At 63.8% G+C, this 16,201-nt stretch carries 18 protein-coding genes; 9 read left to right on the top strand and 9 right to left on the bottom strand.

What is annotated here, in order from left to right; genetic code table 11:
- Positions 1–95: 95 nt before the first annotated feature.
- The 5 genes from VHC04_RS21380 (at position 96) to VHC04_RS21360 (ending at position 5,669) form a co-directional block, all read left to right on the top strand.
- A complete protein-coding gene (locus tag VHC04_RS21380; protein WP_325684763.1) occupies positions 96–1,466 on the top strand; it encodes a glycosyltransferase family 4 protein in 1,371 nt (456 codons plus the stop codon).
- Between the two features lie 613 nt (positions 1,467–2,079).
- Positions 2,080–2,928 carry an SDR family oxidoreductase gene (locus VHC04_RS21375; protein ID WP_325684762.1) on the top strand — a complete coding sequence of 283 codons (849 nt, stop codon included), beginning with the start codon at positions 2,080–2,082 and terminating at the stop codon, positions 2,926–2,928.
- Between the two features lie 4 nt (positions 2,929–2,932).
- Positions 2,933–4,036: a chorismate synthase gene (aroC, locus tag VHC04_RS21370; protein ID WP_325684761.1), complete on the top strand. Its 1,104-nt coding sequence runs from the start codon at positions 2,933–2,935 to the stop codon at positions 4,034–4,036.
- A gap of 117 nt (positions 4,037–4,153) precedes the next feature.
- Complete coding sequence (locus tag VHC04_RS21365; RefSeq protein WP_325684760.1) at positions 4,154–5,371, top strand: hypothetical protein; 1,218 nt, start codon at positions 4,154–4,156, stop codon at positions 5,369–5,371.
- Positions 5,372–5,516: 145 nt separating this feature from the next.
- Entirely contained in the window at positions 5,517–5,669 is a 153-nt protein-coding gene (locus tag VHC04_RS21360) for a peptide chain release factor 1 (RefSeq protein WP_325684759.1), read from the top strand.
- On the opposite strand, the gene VHC04_RS21355 is transcribed toward VHC04_RS21360, so the two are convergent.
- From VHC04_RS21355 to VHC04_RS21340, 4 genes are read right to left on the bottom strand one after another with little or no spacing between them, the layout of a single operon-like run.
- Positions 5,660–6,403, bottom strand: coding sequence for a TlyA family RNA methyltransferase (locus tag VHC04_RS21355; protein WP_325684758.1), 744 nt, complete (start codon positions 6,401–6,403; stop codon positions 5,660–5,662). The two genes, VHC04_RS21360 and VHC04_RS21355, sit on opposite strands and share 10 nt — an antisense overlap.
- Entirely contained in the window at positions 6,396–6,653 is a 258-nt protein-coding gene (locus VHC04_RS21350) for an exodeoxyribonuclease VII small subunit (RefSeq protein ID WP_408903847.1), read from the bottom strand. Before VHC04_RS21350 ends, VHC04_RS21355 begins: the two co-directional genes overlap by 8 nt.
- Positions 6,653–7,585, bottom strand: coding sequence for a histone deacetylase family protein (locus VHC04_RS21345; protein WP_325684757.1), 933 nt, complete (start codon positions 7,583–7,585; stop codon positions 6,653–6,655). The genes VHC04_RS21350 and VHC04_RS21345 overlap by 1 nt, the downstream gene beginning before the upstream one ends.
- A gap of 1 nt (position 7,586) precedes the next feature.
- Positions 7,587–7,844 carry a sulfurtransferase TusA family protein gene (locus tag VHC04_RS21340; protein ID WP_325684756.1) on the bottom strand — a complete coding sequence of 86 codons (258 nt, stop codon included), beginning with the start codon at positions 7,842–7,844 and terminating at the stop codon, positions 7,587–7,589.
- Positions 7,845–7,965: 121 nt separating this feature from the next.
- Between VHC04_RS21340 and VHC04_RS21335 the strand changes: the two genes are divergently transcribed.
- Genes VHC04_RS21335 through VHC04_RS21320 form a run of 4 tightly spaced genes read left to right on the top strand, consistent with a single transcriptional unit; the run spans position 7,966 to position 11,005 of the window.
- A complete protein-coding gene (locus VHC04_RS21335) occupies positions 7,966–8,871 on the top strand; it encodes an ROK family protein (protein ID WP_325684755.1) in 906 nt (301 codons plus the stop codon).
- Positions 8,871–10,124, top strand: coding sequence for a DNA polymerase IV (locus VHC04_RS21330; RefSeq protein WP_325684754.1), 1,254 nt, complete (start codon positions 8,871–8,873; stop codon positions 10,122–10,124). Before VHC04_RS21335 ends, VHC04_RS21330 begins: the two co-directional genes overlap by 1 nt.
- Before the next feature lie 40 nt (positions 10,125–10,164).
- Positions 10,165–10,653 (top strand): GAF domain-containing protein, encoded by a 489-nt coding sequence (locus tag VHC04_RS21325; RefSeq protein ID WP_408903846.1) that lies wholly within the window; start codon positions 10,165–10,167, stop codon positions 10,651–10,653.
- A 28-nt stretch (positions 10,654–10,681) separates the two neighbouring features.
- Positions 10,682–11,005 carry an NIPSNAP family protein gene (locus VHC04_RS21320; RefSeq protein ID WP_325684753.1) on the top strand — a complete coding sequence of 108 codons (324 nt, stop codon included), beginning with the start codon at positions 10,682–10,684 and terminating at the stop codon, positions 11,003–11,005.
- A 54-nt stretch (positions 11,006–11,059) separates the two neighbouring features.
- Here VHC04_RS21320 and VHC04_RS21315 read toward each other — a convergent pair whose 3' ends face one another.
- From VHC04_RS21315 to VHC04_RS21295, 5 genes are all read right to left on the bottom strand, one after another.
- On the bottom strand, positions 11,060–11,728 hold the full coding sequence (locus VHC04_RS21315; protein ID WP_325684752.1) for a YggS family pyridoxal phosphate-dependent enzyme: 669 nt from the start codon (positions 11,726–11,728) through the stop codon (positions 11,060–11,062).
- Positions 11,729–11,775: 47 nt separating this feature from the next.
- Positions 11,776–12,471 (bottom strand): metallophosphoesterase family protein, encoded by a 696-nt coding sequence (locus VHC04_RS21310; RefSeq protein ID WP_325684878.1) that lies wholly within the window; start codon positions 12,469–12,471, stop codon positions 11,776–11,778.
- Positions 12,472–12,577: 106 nt separating this feature from the next.
- Positions 12,578–13,381 carry an ABC transporter ATP-binding protein gene (locus VHC04_RS21305; RefSeq protein ID WP_413789128.1) on the bottom strand — a complete coding sequence of 268 codons (804 nt, stop codon included), beginning with the start codon at positions 13,379–13,381 and terminating at the stop codon, positions 12,578–12,580.
- A complete protein-coding gene (locus tag VHC04_RS21300) occupies positions 13,302–15,272 on the bottom strand; it encodes a branched-chain amino acid ABC transporter ATP-binding protein/permease (protein ID WP_325684751.1) in 1,971 nt (656 codons plus the stop codon). Before VHC04_RS21300 ends, VHC04_RS21305 begins: the two co-directional genes overlap by 80 nt.
- The gene (locus VHC04_RS21295; protein WP_325684750.1) at positions 15,272–16,201 is read right to left on the bottom strand and encodes a branched-chain amino acid ABC transporter permease; all 930 of its coding nucleotides are present in this window, start codon (positions 16,199–16,201) and stop codon (positions 15,272–15,274) included. The genes VHC04_RS21300 and VHC04_RS21295 overlap by 1 nt, the downstream gene beginning before the upstream one ends.

Genomic DNA, 16,201 nt, shown 5'->3' with positions numbered 1-16,201 from the left:
ACGCGATCCAGCCGGCCCTGTCATCCCGTTCCGGTCGGATCGCTCAGTTGCATTCCCGTCTTCCCTGATGGCCTTTGTGGCAGGAGCGGCGCAGGATGGGCGGGATCGCCACCTTGCGCGGCGGCCTATCGGAAGCGGATCGACAAGGCGAGAATCCGAGCGTGCGATTTCTGTTTGTTCACCAGAACTTTCCAGGACAATTCCTGCACATCGTCCGCCATCTGGTGGCCACAGAGAAACACGAGGTGCTTTTTATATGTGAACCCAATCAGAATGAAATCCGGGGCGTCCGCAAAATTCCATATACGCGCCCGCCGCTGGCGATCAAAGAAACCCACATTGCCGCGCGCGAACTGGATGATGGGGTTCGCAGGGCGGAAGTCGTGTTCAAGGCTGCATATGGCCTGCGGCACCTGGGCTTCACGCCCGACATCATCATCGGCCATCACGGCTGGGGTGAAATGCTGAATTTATGCGATGTCTGGCCCGACGCGCCGATGCTTGGCTACATGGAATTCTATTATCAGCATAATGCCGCCGATGTCGGATTTGATCCCGAATTTCCCCATGACCCACTCGATTTCCCGCGCATCAGGGCCAAGAACGCGATCAACCACATCGCACTGAACCTGGGCAAGTCAGGCCAAACCCCGACCGAATGGCAACGCTGCACCTATCCCGACTGGGCTCGGCCGAAGATCGACCTGATCTGGGAAGGTGTGAACCTGGACGTATGCAGCCCGGATCCCCGCGCACGCCGAACCACATTGAAGATCGGGAATATGACGGTCCGGCCTTCCGACAGGCTGGTGACCTATGTCTCTCGCGATTTGGAACCTTACCGCGGCTTCCACCGGATGATGCGCGCTCTGCCGCGACTGATGGCAACGCACAAGGATCTCAAGGTTGTCATGGTCGGTGGCGACGGCATCAGCTACGGCAGCGCTCCGCGCCAGGGAGGCACCTGGCGTGAGGTGATGCTGGCAGAGCTGAGCGATCGCATCGACCCGGACCGGGTCGCGTTCCCAGGCCGTGTCGGCTATGACGTCTATATATCGTTGCTGCGCCGGTCCGACGCCCACGTCTATCTGACCTACCCCTTCGTTGCCTCATGGTCGCTGCGTGAGGCCCTGGCCGCCGGCTGTGCGGTCATCGGTAGCGATACTGAACCGGTGCGGGAATTCATCACTGACGGCAAGAACGGTTTGCTTACGTCGTTTTTCGACACTGATGCCCTGGTGGACAAGATCCTGCTGCTGCTGGAGGACAAGGCTCTGTCCCGCCGGCTCCGGATCGAGGCGCGTCGCTATGCCGAGGAAAACCTGGCAATGGCGGACTACATTGCCGAATATGGCCGTACAATCGAACGCCTGACCGGCGAGAACCCTCTTCCCATCCCTGTGGAAGAAACGATCCCTGTCGAGGTCGCGCCCACGGCTGCGGTACGGCGTCGGAAGGCTGCCTGATTCGCGCGTGTCGCTGCCGGCGCTAACGAGCGCAGCTTGCACTGCGCTGAATTCGTTGTCGCCAGCGATCATCCCGGTTTGAAGGCGATGATCCACGAGGTGCGCTGGACAGAGGTGACCCGGCATACCCAGCCGGACTAGCGTGACATCGCGCCAGACTCCAGAAACCACCCCCGCCGCCTCCGGGGGGCAGGCCTGGCAGGGTGACGCTGCCGCGGCGCCGGCTGGAAGCGGGGACAGTACGGCATTACCGGAAAACGATGCCGAGAAGGTGATCGACCTCTTGCAGGCGCTCGCCACGGAACGCGGAAAGCCTGTGCCTTGCATCTGCCGCATCGCACACCGTGAGATGCGCGCGGGCTGGCAGGATGCGACCTTTGCGCCAAACTGTCGCCTGGCTGGCACCAGGCCAGTCGCTGCACAAGAGTTGCGTCGCTGCGCAAGAGTTGCGACCAGGCGATCCCTCTATCTGATCGATGAATCCCGCAAGCTCCGACGGAAAATCGCCTGAACCGGCGAGCGGGCGACTCGAAGGGCCTCTTGCCCCCCGACACCGCCTTGTGCCACCACGGTCCGACTGTACATCGCGTCGCTCGCGCGTAAGAGGATAGAAATGGCCGACAGCGCCCCCGCTGCATCCCCCCCCTTTGAAGGCACCCTATTGAAAGGAAAGCGCGGTCTGATCATGGGGGTGGCTAATGACCGTTCCCTCGCCTGGGGCATTGCCGCCGCTTGTGCGGCACAGGGGGCCGACCTCGCTTTCACCTATCAGGGCGAGGCGCTGGGGCGCCGCGTGAAGCCGCTTGCGGCACAGGCCGGGTCCGATCTCCTGTTCCCGTGTGACGTCGCCGACGATGCCAGCATCGATGGGGCTTTCGCGCAGCTGGCGCAGCACTGGGACGGCCTGGATTTCTTGGTTCACGCGATTGGCTATGCCGATAAGCAGTATTTGCGGGGCCGTTACCTGGACACGCCGCGGCAGGCCTTCCTTCAAGCACTCGACATCTCCGCCTATTCCTTCGTGGCCGTGGCGCAGCGCGCGGTCCCGATGATGAAGCGGGGCAGCAGCCTGCTGACGCTGACCTATCTCGGCGCGGAACGCTGGGTGCCACATTACAACGTTATGGGCGTGGCCAAGGCGGCACTGGAAGCCTCGGTGCGATACCTGGCCGCCGACCTGGGCAGCGTCGGCATCCGCGTCAATGGCATCAGCGCGGGCCCGATCAAGACCCTGGCCGCTTATGGTGGCATCGGCGACTTCCAATACATCCTGCGCTGGAACCAGTTGAATTCCCCAATGCAGCGCAACGCAACCATCGAGGATGTCGGCGGTGCCGGCGTGTATTTTGTGTCCGACCTGTCTGGCGGTGTAACCGGGGAGATCCACCACGTGGATTGCGGTTTCCATGTCGTCGGCATGAAGCACCCGGACGCGCCGGACATCGCCCTCGCCGAGGGCTGAGCAAATGTCGCACAACACGTTCGGCCACCTGTTCCGGGTCACCACCTGGGGTGAAAGCCACGGCCCCGCGATCGGGGCCATCGTCGACGGCTGTCCACCACGCCTTGTGCTGAGCGAGGGCGATATCCAGCCCTGGCTTGACCGCCGCCGCCCTGGCCAGTCCAAATTCACCACCCAACGACAGGAACCGGATCAGGTTCGCATCCTGTCCGGGGTGTTCGAGGGCGTGACCACGGGCACTCCGATCAGCCTGGTCATCGAGAATCAGGACCAGCGCTCCCGCGACTACGCGGCAATCGCGCAGCAATTTCGCCCCGGTCACGCCGACCTGACTTATGAGCTGAAATACGGCGTCCGCGACTACCGTGGCGGCGGCCGATCGTCCGCGCGGGAAACAGCGATGCGAGTCGCTGCCGGCGCGGTTGCGCGGTTGGTTCTGGGCGCCAATGTCCGTATCCGTGGTGCGCTGGTGCAGATCGGCCCACACCGGATCGACCGGACGCGCTGGGATTGGAGCGCGGTCGATGCCAATCCGTTCTTCTGCCCGGATCCGGCCACAGCGGGAGTATGGGAAGAGTATTTGAACGGCATCCGCAAGGCGGGCTCGTCCGCCGGTGCGGTGATCGAGGTGATTGCCGAAGGTGTGCCGCCGGGGCTTGGGGCACCGATCTACGGCAAGCTGGATGCCGACATCGCGGCGGCGCTGATGTCGATCAATGCCGTAAAAGGGGTGGAGATCGGTGACGGCTTCGCCGCCGCCGCCTTGGCCGGCGAGGCAAATGCCGATGAAATGCATATGCTGGAAGGGCAGGTGGTCTTCGAGTCCAATCACGCTGGCGGCATTCTAGGCGGAATTTCCACCGGCCAACCCATTATCGCGCGGTTCGCGGTCAAGCCGACCAGTTCGATCCTGACACCACGCGCCTCCGTGGACCGGCAGGGCCATCAAATCGAGGTCATGACAAAAGGGCGGCACGATCCTTGCGTTGGAATTCGCGCGGTGCCGGTGGGGGAAGCCATGCTCGCTTGCGTTCTGACTGATCACCTGCTGCGCCACAGGGCGCAGAATCCGGATGCGCCATCCGCCGCGCGGCTGCCCCGGAATTGAGGCTGCGAATCGAGACCGCGCAGGACTGACCTGCGATCGACCAAAATAACCAACCTTGACGGTCGGGAATAAACGCGCCTGAATGATGCAGCGCATCAAAGCTGCACAGGACGACGGATGACCGCAGACGCCATTGACCCCGGCCCATCAGCGCTTGAACCGCTGATACGGCTGATTGGCCAGGATTTCTGGCGCCAGCGGATGACTGAAATTCGGGATCTGGCCAGTTCCGGGCCCAGGTCCGGCCTGGCGATTCGGCAGCGACATAGCCTGGAACTGACGATCGACAAGCTGCGGCGCCCCAGGGACAAGGCGTTGACCCAGGGCGAGCGCCTCGTCGAGCGAATCGCATCGGAAATCCAGCCCATTGCCGAGAGCCTGTCGGCGGCGGGCCGAGCCAACCTGGTCGAGCAGGTGCGTACCGCGCTCACCGGCCGCAACACCCTGGTGTCGATTTTCCACCTCATTCGTACGGCCATGATGCAGCAGGCGCGGGGGTTCACTGTCCGCTTCTCTGGATTGGAAGACGGAACGCCGCACGACTTGCTGCTGCAACGCAACGGTGCCACGGCCGAAGTCGCCTGTGACGTGATCACGGCTGAGGAAGGTCGCGGCGTCCACCGCGGCGCCTGGTTCCGCCTCGCGGATCGCATCGATCCAGACCTGCAGACCTGGCTCGCCGCGCATCCCGGCCGCTACCTGCTGAAGATGACCTTGCCACAGGGACTGCGCGGTGGCCTGCACGATGCTGAACCAGATCTGACCGCGCTGGCCCAGGTGCATGAGCGAATCCGCGCGATGCTTCGCTCTGCGACCCGGCAGGACCATGACGAGGCGATCGTACTGCGGCTTGATCCGCTGCTCCTGGCCGGGGCGCAGGCCGAAGACAATGGCTTGATCTCCCGCCTGCGCCGCGAGTTCGGTCCGGAGGCGCATCTGTCCGTGACCACCGCCGGCAACGCCGTGTTCGTCATGGCTGCCCGGGCCGGGCAGGAAAACGAGGTAGCAATTGCCATCCGGCGCCGCCTGGGCGCAATCGCCCCTCAACGGCTGACAGGGGAGAACCCCGGCATCCTCGCAATCTTCGTAGAGGACACCGACAAGACGGAATGGCGCGGGCTGCGTGAACGGCTGGAACTGGAGGGCGAGGCACGTCAATTCATGACCCACCGGGACGCTCGGCCGGTCGTCGCGGTCAGCTTCGCATCGCGCCTGGAACTATTCGGCCTGAGTGCCCCTGATGCCGCAGCCGACGGCGAAATCCGGTTCCGCAATCCCAATCATCCTGCTGCCGGCCTTGTCGCGCTGGCCCCGGCGGTGCTCTCGTCTATGTGACGCGTACCGGTCGGCTGGCACGCACGCGTGATCAGCGCTTCGTCGTCGCGGCCGCATATACTCCGCCTATACATAGACGCACCGCAATGATGCCGTATTTCCTCGGCTTCTTTGCGATGGCGCCTGCCCAGTCAGGAGGAGATAGATGACCGACGTCGAGTACACGCGAACGCTCGAGGAGCTGGACCGCCTGCTGAACGACCCTAGTCTGCCGATGCAGCCGGACCGCATCTGGTCGTTGCTGGCCGAGGTTTCCCGCCATGAGCTGGCACCGGTCGGCAGCGATTGTCAGCTCTGAGCGAAACGAGCGCCCAGTAGAAATTCCTTGTTGCCTTCCGGGCCGGTAATCGGGCTTTCGATGATGCCATCGACGGTCCAGCCGGCCTGGATTCTCCACCAGCCGCCGATGCGCGCGCAGATTTCTTGATGGACTGCCGCGTCCCGAATGACACCTTTCCCCTTTGCCGCAACTCCCGGTGCTTCGAATTGCGGCTTGATCAGCACGATCGCCCAGGCGCCGGGCACGCACAGGGTCAGCGATGCCGGTAGAACCGTCGCCAGGCCGATGAAGCTGGCGTCGCAAACCAGCGCATCGATGGGGTCCGGGACCGCTGACGCGTCCAGATAGCGCGCATTGGTCTTTTCGTGCACCGCGACCCGCGGGTCCTGGCGCAGCCTCCACGCCAGTTGTCCATGACCGACATCGACCGCGTGCACTTTTGCTGCGCCGTGCGCCAGCAATACGTCGGTAAAGCCGCCCGTGGACGCACCGATGTCCAGGCAAACGCGCCCGGACGGATCATAGCCGAAATGAGCCAGCCCATGTGCCAGCTTCAGCCCGCCGCGCGACACCCAGGGATGGTCTTGACCGCGGAGTTCCAGTGGTGCGTCATCGGGCAGCAAATCACCCGCCTTGGCGATCCGCCGCTCCCGGCTAAAGACCTTTCCTGCCAGGATCAGGGCCTGTGCACGCGCACGGCTCTCGACGAGGCCCAGTTCCACCAGTCGCAGGTCGGCGCGCTGCTTACTCAAGCGGCCGGGTCACCTGGGAACCGTCGGGTTGCTGCACCAGGGCCTCGACCCTCGCCTCTACCTCCGCGAGCTTGGCCTCGCAGTGTCGTCGCAGCTTCACGCCACGCTCGAACGCCTGAATGGCGACGTCCAGTTTCAGCGCGCCGCCTTCCAGGCCACGCACGATCTGGTCCAATTCCGAAAGGGCATCTTCAAACGACAGGGTGCTGATATCCTCAGCCAGGGCATCCGCCACCATCGATGTCTCCATCAAAGCCGCATCAGGCCACGTACATGAACGGCCACACTGGCTGCCAATGCATCCAGGTCATAACCGCCTTCCAGAACCGAGACGACGCGGCCGCCGCAATGCCTGTCGGCGATCTTCACGAGCTGATCGGTAATCCAGGCGAAATCGGCGGTTTCCAGCCGCAGCTGTGCCAGCGGGTCGGCTACATGCGCGTCGAACCCGGCCGAAATGATCAGCAGCCCGGGCGCGAATGCGTCCAGTGTCGGCAGGATCGTTTCTGCCCACGCCGACCGGAATGCCTGGCTCCCGTCGCGGGCCCGCAATGTCGCATTCACGATGTTGCCGGCAACGCCATGCTCCGACGGCATGCCGGTGCCCGGGTAGCACGGGCTTTGGTGAGAGGAGGCGTAAAACAGGTTCGGATCGGCAGCGAACATGGCTTGCGTGCCGTTCCCATGGTGCACATCGAAATCGACGACCGCGACTCGCTCAATACCCCATTGCGCTCGCGCATGCGCCGCCGCGACCGCAACGTTATTGAACAGGCAAAAGCCCATCGCACGCGCCGGCTCCGCGTGGTGGCCCGGCGGCCGCACCGCCGCGAAGGCGGCCCGAGCCCAGCCTTCCATCACGGCGTCGACGGCCTTGACAGCCCCGCCGGCGGCACGCGCCGCGGCTTCGGCGCTGCCGGCGCTCATGACTGTGTCGCCATCCAGCTGGACCGGCTCGCCCAGGTCAGGATGGATCGCCAGAATCGCCTCCACGTAATCGCGTGGATGGACGCGACTGAGCTGTTCGATGGTGGCTTCAGGCGCCTCCTCGCGCAGCAGAACGGCGAACTCCTCCGCCTCCAGCGCAGCCAGGACAGCACGCAACCGCTCCGACGTTTCGGGATGATAGGGACCGGTATCGTGTTCCAGGCACGCCGGGTGTGTGATCAAGGCGGTGGTCACGTCAGCCATCCTCCCCCTTGGCGCGTGGCGCATCGGCCCGCCGCCGAATAACGAAGCTGAATACGCCAGCCTCCTCACTCCACGCCAGCAGCGCATGACCGGTTTCACGACAGAAGGCCTGGAAATCCGCCACCGCCGCCCGGTCTGTCGCCAGCACACGGAGGCGTGCGCCAGGTGCCATGCCCCGAAGCGCGCGGTTGGCGCGCAGGACCGGTAGCGGGCAGTTCATCCCCTTCACATCGAGCAGAGTCTCACTCATGCATTGCAACATGCGGCTGATGCCCCGCATCGGCAAGCGGCGCGCACAGCAAGGCAGATGTTCTCCGTCTTGACCCGACCTGCTTGAGAACGTGCTTGAGGATCGGCATCCTGTGCCGGTCATGACCCGGCACCGAATCGGCATCGACCTCGGCGGCACCAAGATCGAGATCATCGTTCTGGACGCCGATGGTGTGGCAGTCCTGCGGCAGCGAATCCCGACACCGGACGGCTACCGTCCAACGGTGGCTGCCATTGCCGGCCTGGTCCGCGACGCCGAATCCCGGCTTGGCATTGAAGCCACCGTCGGCGTCGGCATTCCTGGCGTGATCAGCCCGGCAACGGGACTGGTGAAAAATGCCAACTCGCTGGAGCTGAACGGTCACCGACTGGACGCTGACATCGGTGGCCTGCTGCACCGGCCGGTGCGCGTTGAAAACGACGCCAATTGTTTCGCGCTGAGCGAAGCCAGTGACGGGGCGGGTGCCGGCTATGGCTGCGTGTTCGCCGTGATCCTGGGTACAGGATGCGGTGGCGGCATCGTGGTCGACGGAAAGGTCCATCAAGGCCCGCACCGTGTGGCCGGCGAATGGGGCCATACGCCGCTGCCCTGGCCGACGCCGGACGAATATCCCGGCCATCCTTGCTGGTGCGGCAAGCACGGATGCCTGGAGACCTATGTCGCGGGCCCCGCCCTGGCTCGCGATTGCGACGGGCCCCGGGCATGGGACGCGTCGGACCTGCCGGCCAGGGCCGCGGCAGGCGACCAGCGTGCCGCCGCCGCCCTGGTTCGGCACGCCGATCGGGTTGCCCGCGGCCTGGCCGTGGTCATCAACATCCTCGACCCCGACGTGATCGTGCTGGGCGGCGGCCTGTCCAACATGGCGCATTTGTACCACGAGTTGCCGCGCCTGATCCCGCACCATGCCTTCAGCGACGTCATCGCCACGCCCGTGCTCCGCGCCAAGCATGGGGACTCATCCGGGGTGCGCGGCGCCGCCTGGCTGTGGCCAGCGGAGGCAGACTGATGCCCGCCCTTTGCCGCGATTGCAGCCTGGTGGCGGATACCTTGCCACCGCGCTGCACGTGCTGCGGCGGCCATCGAATCCTGCAACACCGTTCGCTGACCAGCCTGACCATCGCGCATATAGACTGTGACGCATTCTATGCGAGCATCGAGAAGCGGGACCGGCCCGAACTCGCGGCTCGGCCGCTCATAGTCGGTGGCGGCGTGCGCGGTGTCGTCACTGCTGCTTGCTATGTTGCGCGCATGTATGGCGTGCACAGTGCCATGCCCATGTTCAAGGCACTGAAAGCGTGCCCGGACGCGGTGATCATCAAGCCCGATTTTTCCAAATATAGCGCTGCCTCGCGTCAGATACGGGGTCTGATGCAGAGGCTGACACCGCTGGTGCAGCCGATCTCCATCGATGAAGCCGTGTTGGACCTGGCCGGCACCGATACGCTGCATGGTGCACCGGCCGCCGCCGTGCTGGCGCGCTTCGCACTGGATGTGGAACGGCAGGTCGGCGTCACGGTATCGATCGGTCTGGCCGCCAACCGGCTGATGGCCAAGATCGCGGCCGGCCGCGACAAGCCGCGCGGCTTCACCATCATCGATGCCGAAGAGGCACCACAGCTGCTGGCTCCCGAACCGGTCCGGCTGCTGCCGGGTATAGGCGCGGCAGCCGCACGCAAATTGGCGGCGTTCGGCATCACCCGCCTGGGTCAATTGCAGACCCTGTCCGATGCGGAAGCGATGCGTATGCTGGGCGAAGACGGCCTGGCCCTGGTGCGGCGCGCACGGGGGACCGACGACCGACGCGTGGACCCAAGCCGCGAAACCAGGTCGATCAGCGCGGAGACGACATTCGACCGGGACCTGACCACCATCGGTGATCTGGAAAAGCACCTGTGGCGCCTGTGTGAAAAGCTGGCGCGGCGGTTGACAGCCGCGGATTTGGCGGCAGCGGGCGTGGTTTTGAAATTGAAGACATCCCACTTCACCACGCGTAGCCGCAACGCCCGACTGTCCGACCCGACCGTGCTGCCGGACCGGCTTTTCGCACAGGCGCGCGGCCTGCTGGCCGCCGAAGCGACCGGCACTCCGTTCCGGTTGATCGGTATCGGTGCGCAACCCCTGGTACCTCGATCTCAAGCCGACAAGGGCGATCTTGCCGATCAGGCCACACCACGCCTGGCGGCAGCTCAGGCTGCGATCGACTCGTTGCGCAGCCGCTTCGGCGACAAGGCGGTCAACCGTGGGCGGTCACTGCGGTGATCTTGCCGGCGCACAGCGCCTGCCGCTACAGGTAGGCGCCATGCATACCGACACGATGACCTTCGGCCCGGCCACATACGAGGAGTTGGCGGAACAACTCGACGGGTTGCTGACTGGCGAAACCGACCCGATCGCCAATCTCGCGAACACCGCGGCGTTGATCTATCATGGGCTGCCGGACCTGAATTGGGCTGGCTTCTATCTGATGCGTCGTGAGGTTCTGGTGTTGGGCCCGTTCCAGGGCAAACCAGCCTGCGTACGGATCGAGATCGGCAAGGGCGTCTGCGGCACCGCGGTCGCGCGCGCCGCCTCGGTTCTCGTACCCGACGTGCACGCCTTTCCGGGCCATATAGCCTGCGACGCGGCCTCACGTTCTGAGCTCGTGGTACCGCTGGTCCGCGATGGCGCGGTGCTGGGCGTGCTGGACCTGGACAGCCCGATCCCGTCGCGCTTCGATGCGCGCGACGAGGCCGGCTGCGAGGCCCTGGTGGCGGTACTGCTCCGCCATCTGGGTGATTTCGCGGTCTGAGGCAAACCAGTTTGGGGAGAGGACATCAATGCTGATCGATCACCGTACCTACACCGTGAAGCCCGGCACCATGGCCAAGCAACTGGCTCTGTACGAGGAGTTCGGGATGAAGCCGCAGAAGCGCCATCTGGGTGAACCGCTGGCGTACCTGGTCACCGAATCCGGAGAGATCAATACGTTCGTCCATATCTGGGTCTACAAGGATGCTGCAGACCGCGCCGCAAGGCGGGCCGCGATGCAGGCGGATCCGGAATGGCAGGCCTATCTGCAGAAGACGGGCGAGGCCGGGTACCTGATCAGCCAGCGGAATAACCTGATGACACCGGCCGCCTTCGCGCCGATCAAGCGGTAATATCGGCAGCGGCTCGCGGCGGCACTGTCGCCTCGGGCCGCTCGTTTCGCCGCACTACCGGTGGCCGAAGATGGCACTACCGACCCGCACCCATGTGGCACCGCAGGCGATCGCCACTTCAAAATCCGCTGACATGCCCATCGATACCGTGGTCAGCCCGTGCTTCGCGGAACGGTCCGCGAGCCACGTGAAATGCGGCCTCGGGTCCTGATCGACCGGCGGGACGCACATCAGCCCGATCAGCGCCGATCCGAAACGGCCTTTGCAATCGTCGATGAAACCATCGGCATCTTCACGGCTGATACCAGCCTTTTGGGTCTCATTCCCGACATTGACCTCGATCAGCAGCTTGGGCGTCCGTCCCTCCTTCCTCATCGCGGCAGCCAGGGCATCCGCGAGTTTTGGCCGATCGAGCGATTCGATCACGTCGGCGATCCGCACTGCATCGCGTGCCTTGTTCGTCTGCAAGCTGCCGATAATGTGCAGGGTGGCCGGATGCGCGGCACGCACCATCGCGAATTTGGTCTCGGCCTCCTGCACGCGGTTCTCACCGAAGATCGTCTGGCCGGCCTTGATCGCGGCGATGACCGCTTCGGCCGGCTTGGTCTTCGACACCGCGACCAGCGTCACATCCTCGGGCTTGCGTCCAGCGGTGATGGCGGCGTTGGCGATACGGTCGCGCACGCGGCGCAGATTCTCTGCAATGGAGGGAATACTGGACATGCCGCCATCCTAACCCCGATGCGACTATGGCTCCACCGCCGGAGAGATCACCATGAGATCGGTTCGCGCGTCACCTCCACCGTGCCGTTGCCGCGCAGCCGCACGACGTTGACCGTCTTGGCGAGGTCCGGTGATCCGGAATAATAAGCCGGCACGCTCGTCCCGGTGCCGACTTGCGCCGGACGGTTCCAATGCCCCAGTGCAAGGTAATCGGCGCGTGTGGCCTCGATCTCGGCATTGCTGATCAGCCATGACGGACGCAGCGGCACTACGCCGTCATCCTCATAATGTCCGTGCGCGAGGGCAATATGCCAGCGGGCGGAGCGGGGACGCGGCTCCCGAAGCGGGACCATATTGCTGTAATCGACATGGGCGTGGCCCCAGATCTCCAGGTCGTGGTCCGGAAAATGGACCGCCAGATCGTGCGTGACACCGATGATGTGCACATTCGGCAGCGTGTTGAGGCCGCCACGAATCCAGACGGAACCGGACGTCACGGGGTCATGGTTGCCCGGCAGCACGACGACCGGCCGGCCCGCATCCAGCAGCAGGTTGACGCACCGGTCGATGATCGCTGGCGGCTGGCGGTTGTTATCGAAAACATCACCGACGAGCAGGACGTAATGCGCCTGATGGGCCTTTGCGGCGTCCAGCACCACCCTCAATCCGGTTGTTCCATCATCCCCGTATGGTCCCTGGTGTGGATCGGCATCGACGTGAAGATCGGAACTGTGGACAAGCACGATTTCGGCGTGGGACACGGGCGGCAGATTCCATGATGGTGGAGATACCTATCAGACGAGTGGGACGGTCCCGCGTCAACAGGGGCCGTCGGAGCCTGAAAGTGCATCAGTCGACCTGCATCTCCCCCAGGTAAGCCTCCTGGATCGCCTTATCGCGCCGCAGTTCCTTCGCGGTGCCGGACAGCACGACACGTCCGGTCTGCAGAACATAGGCCCGATGGGCAATCGCCAGCGCCATGTTGGCGTTCTGTTCCACCATGAAGATGGTGGTGCCCTGGCGATTGATCTGCTGGATGATTTCAAACACCTGCTCCACATAAAGCGGCGATAAGCCCATTGATGGTTCATCCATGCAGATCAGCCGCGGGCGGGCCATCAGGGCGCGTCCGATCGCCACCATCTGCTGCTCGCCACCCGACAGCGTGCCGGCAAGCTGGTTGCGGCGCTCCTTGACGCGGGGAAACAACTGGTAGACGCGATCGAGATCCTGATCGAACTCCATGCCGCGTTTCCGCGTATAGGCGCCCATCTCCAGGTTCTCGAACACCGTCATGCGGGGGAAGAGCCGCCGAGCTTCCAGGACCGGAGCGATTCCTCGGCGAACGCGCTCGGCGGTGGAGAGAGTGTCGATCCGTTGACCGTCGAAGGTGACGCTGCCATTGGCAGGTCGCACAACACCCATGATGGTCTTCATCGTCGTCGACTTGCCGGAGGCATTACCACCAAGGAGCGAAACGATTTCGCCCCGCATGATGGTGTAGTCAACGTCCTTCAGGACGTGCAGGTCGCCGTAAAATGTATTGACACCCCGGAACTGCAACAATTCGATTTCAGGCATCGGCAGTCGCTCGCGCCAGAGCGCCGCGGCCCAGATAGGCTCGTAACACTTGTTCGTTTCGGCGTACCTCATCCGGTGGGCCTTCGGCGATCTTCTCACCGTGATCCAGGACGATCACCGTGTCAGCCAGGCGGGTCACGACGTCCAATTTGTGCTCTATCAGCAGGATCGTCACGCCCAGTGCATGCAAGGCCTTGATCTGCTCCGCAAGTTCCAGCGTTTCGGCCGGGTTCATGCCCGCCGTCGGCTCATCCAGCAACAGCAGCTTCGGCCGCGATGCAAGTGCTCGGCTGATCTCCACGCGACGCCGATTGGCATAGGACAGGTGACTGACCGTCTGTGTCAGGCGCGGCAGCAGGCGGTTACCGAAGATCGAAACGATCTCGGTCGCCCATGCACGAGCCGTCGCCTCCTCATGCCGCGCCGCTGGCAGGCGCAGCACCGCCCCCAGTGGGCCGGTGCGGAGGCGCGCATGCTGCCCGATCAGCACGTTGTCCAGCACGGACAGCGTGTTGAACAGACGAATGTTCTGGAAGGTGCGGGCGATGCCGCGGCGCAGGATGATGTGCGGCGGCAGGCAGGTGATGTCATCATCGCCGAACCGGATCGTTCCATGGTCAGCCGGCGTCAGCCCTGTGATGGTATTGAACAGGGTGGACTTGCCGGACCCATTGGGGCCAATCACCGCCACGACACCACCCGACGGAACGGTCAGGTCTACCGCATTCAGCGCCGTCAGGCCGCCGAACCGCACGGTGATGCCCCGGACCGACAGTGTTGCGTCCCCGTCATGATGCAGGCCGGACAGGGCGATTGCCGTCCCACGCTCTACCTGGGCGTGCTGCTGCATCACATCCAGCTCTGGTTCTTTGCGGGTTGCCGGTATCAGGCCCTCCCGCCGATACAACATCATCAGCACCAGGATCAGGCCAAAGATCAGCTCGATCGCGTGCGTCAGATCAACTTGCTGCAACCAGATGATATTCAGTCCGTTACCAAGGATATGCAGCCAGGAGCTGAGATCCGGTAACCACCAGGATTGAAGCAATTGCAGAATGGCTGCGCCCAGCACGACGCCCCAGACGCTGCCCATCCCGCCCAGCACGACCATGACGAGGATCATGACCGAAACAGGAAAGCCGAACATTTCCGGCGTCGCCGTCTGCAACTTCGCGACATAGAAGGTGCCGGTCGCGCCGGCGAAGGCCGCCCCGATGGCAAAAGCCAGCAGCTTCGTGCGCGTGCGATCGACACCCATCGCCATGGCGGCCGTCTCATCTTCGCGGATTGCCATCCAGGCGCGCCCAATGCGGCTATCGCGTAGACGTACGCTGATGAAGATCAGCAACGCCACCATTGCGATAGCAACATAGTAGTATGGCAGGGCATCAACACCGAAGTTGAAGCCGAACAGCGACGGCGCCTGGATACCGTTCAGTCCGGCCGCGCCATTGGTCAACGAATCGGTGTTGCGTACAACGATTGGCACTATCTCACCAAACCCCAGAGTGACGATGGCGAGGTAATCACCGCGCAGCCGCAGGGTCGGGGCGCCGAACAAAATGCCAAAGAAGGCAGCGATCAGCGCCGATACCGGCAGCATGATCCAGAAGGATACGGTGAAGTGCACGACGTCACCGCCCGGCTGTGGCATTCGCTGCACCAGATCGAGCCAGTCAAACGGCCCCCAGAATGAGGACCAGTGCGGCATCACCTGAAACGATGTCAGGATGCCATATGCGTAGGCGCCGATCGCGAAGAACGCCGCGTAACCCAGGTCCAGCAACCCTGCAAAGCCGACCACGATATTCAGACCCAGCGCGAGTGTCGCATAGGCGGCGGCGTTGGCAGCCGAATCGATATCGGCATCGTTGTCATGGATCAGCGGAAACGCGACGGCCGCGATCGCCAGCAACAGGATCAGAACCTTGCCACGGGTGATCGCTGACAGGCGGATCGACATCAGGATTTGTTTGGCGCGACGCGCCCCAGCAACCCCGCCGGCCGAAACACCAGCACCAGAACCAGGATCGAGAAGATGATCACATCGGTCCAGGCGGCGGCGATGAACTGGCTGCCCATCGCTTCGATCAGACCGATGATCACACCGCCCAGCATCGCCCCCGGCACGTTGCCGATGCCTCCCAGCACGGCGGCGGTAAAGGCGCGCAATCCAGCAGTGAACCCGATGATGAAGCTGGTAAAGTTGTAGTACAATCCGAAGATCAATCCACCAGCGCCGGCCAGCGCGGAACCGGCGAAGAAGGCGATGACCACCACCCGATCGACCTCGACGCCCATCATCCTGGCAGCCTCGGGATCCTGGGCCGTAGCCCGCATGGCCTTTCCCAGCCTGGACCGTTGTACGAACATCTGCAGGGCCAGCATCAGCAGCAGGGCGACGATCCAGATGAGAGCCTCCCGCAGCCGCAGAACGGCATCACCCAGCGTCCAGGTCACCGGAGGCAGCGGGTTCGGGTAATTCTTTGCGTCCGCGCCGACGCCCAGCAGGACGACGTTGAACAGCACATAGGACACGCCGATGGTGGTAATCATCGCCGCCGGCCCGCGGACATTGCGCAGCGGGCGGAGCGACAGCCGCTCGATCGCCACGCCCAGCGCGCCGGACGCCACCATCGTGACGATCAATGCCATCAGCAAGGCGCCGGCCAAGGGCAGGCCTGTGAGGATGACCGTCTGCCCCTTCAACCCCATCGCCTGTAGGGTCCACATCCCGACGAAGCTGCCGACCATGAAGACGTTGAAATGGGCGAAGTTGATCAGCTCCAGGATACCGTAGACCAAGGTAAAGCCCAGTGCGAGCAGCGCGTACATGGCGCCGAGGCTCAGACCGTTGATCAGCTGCTGCAGCAGCAACCCGCCGGCGGTCAT

Source organism: Rhodopila sp., assembly GCF_035548095.1.
Taxonomy (GTDB): domain Bacteria; phylum Pseudomonadota; class Alphaproteobacteria; order Acetobacterales; family Acetobacteraceae; genus Rhodopila.
This window is presented reverse-complemented; position numbering and strand designations above follow the sequence as displayed.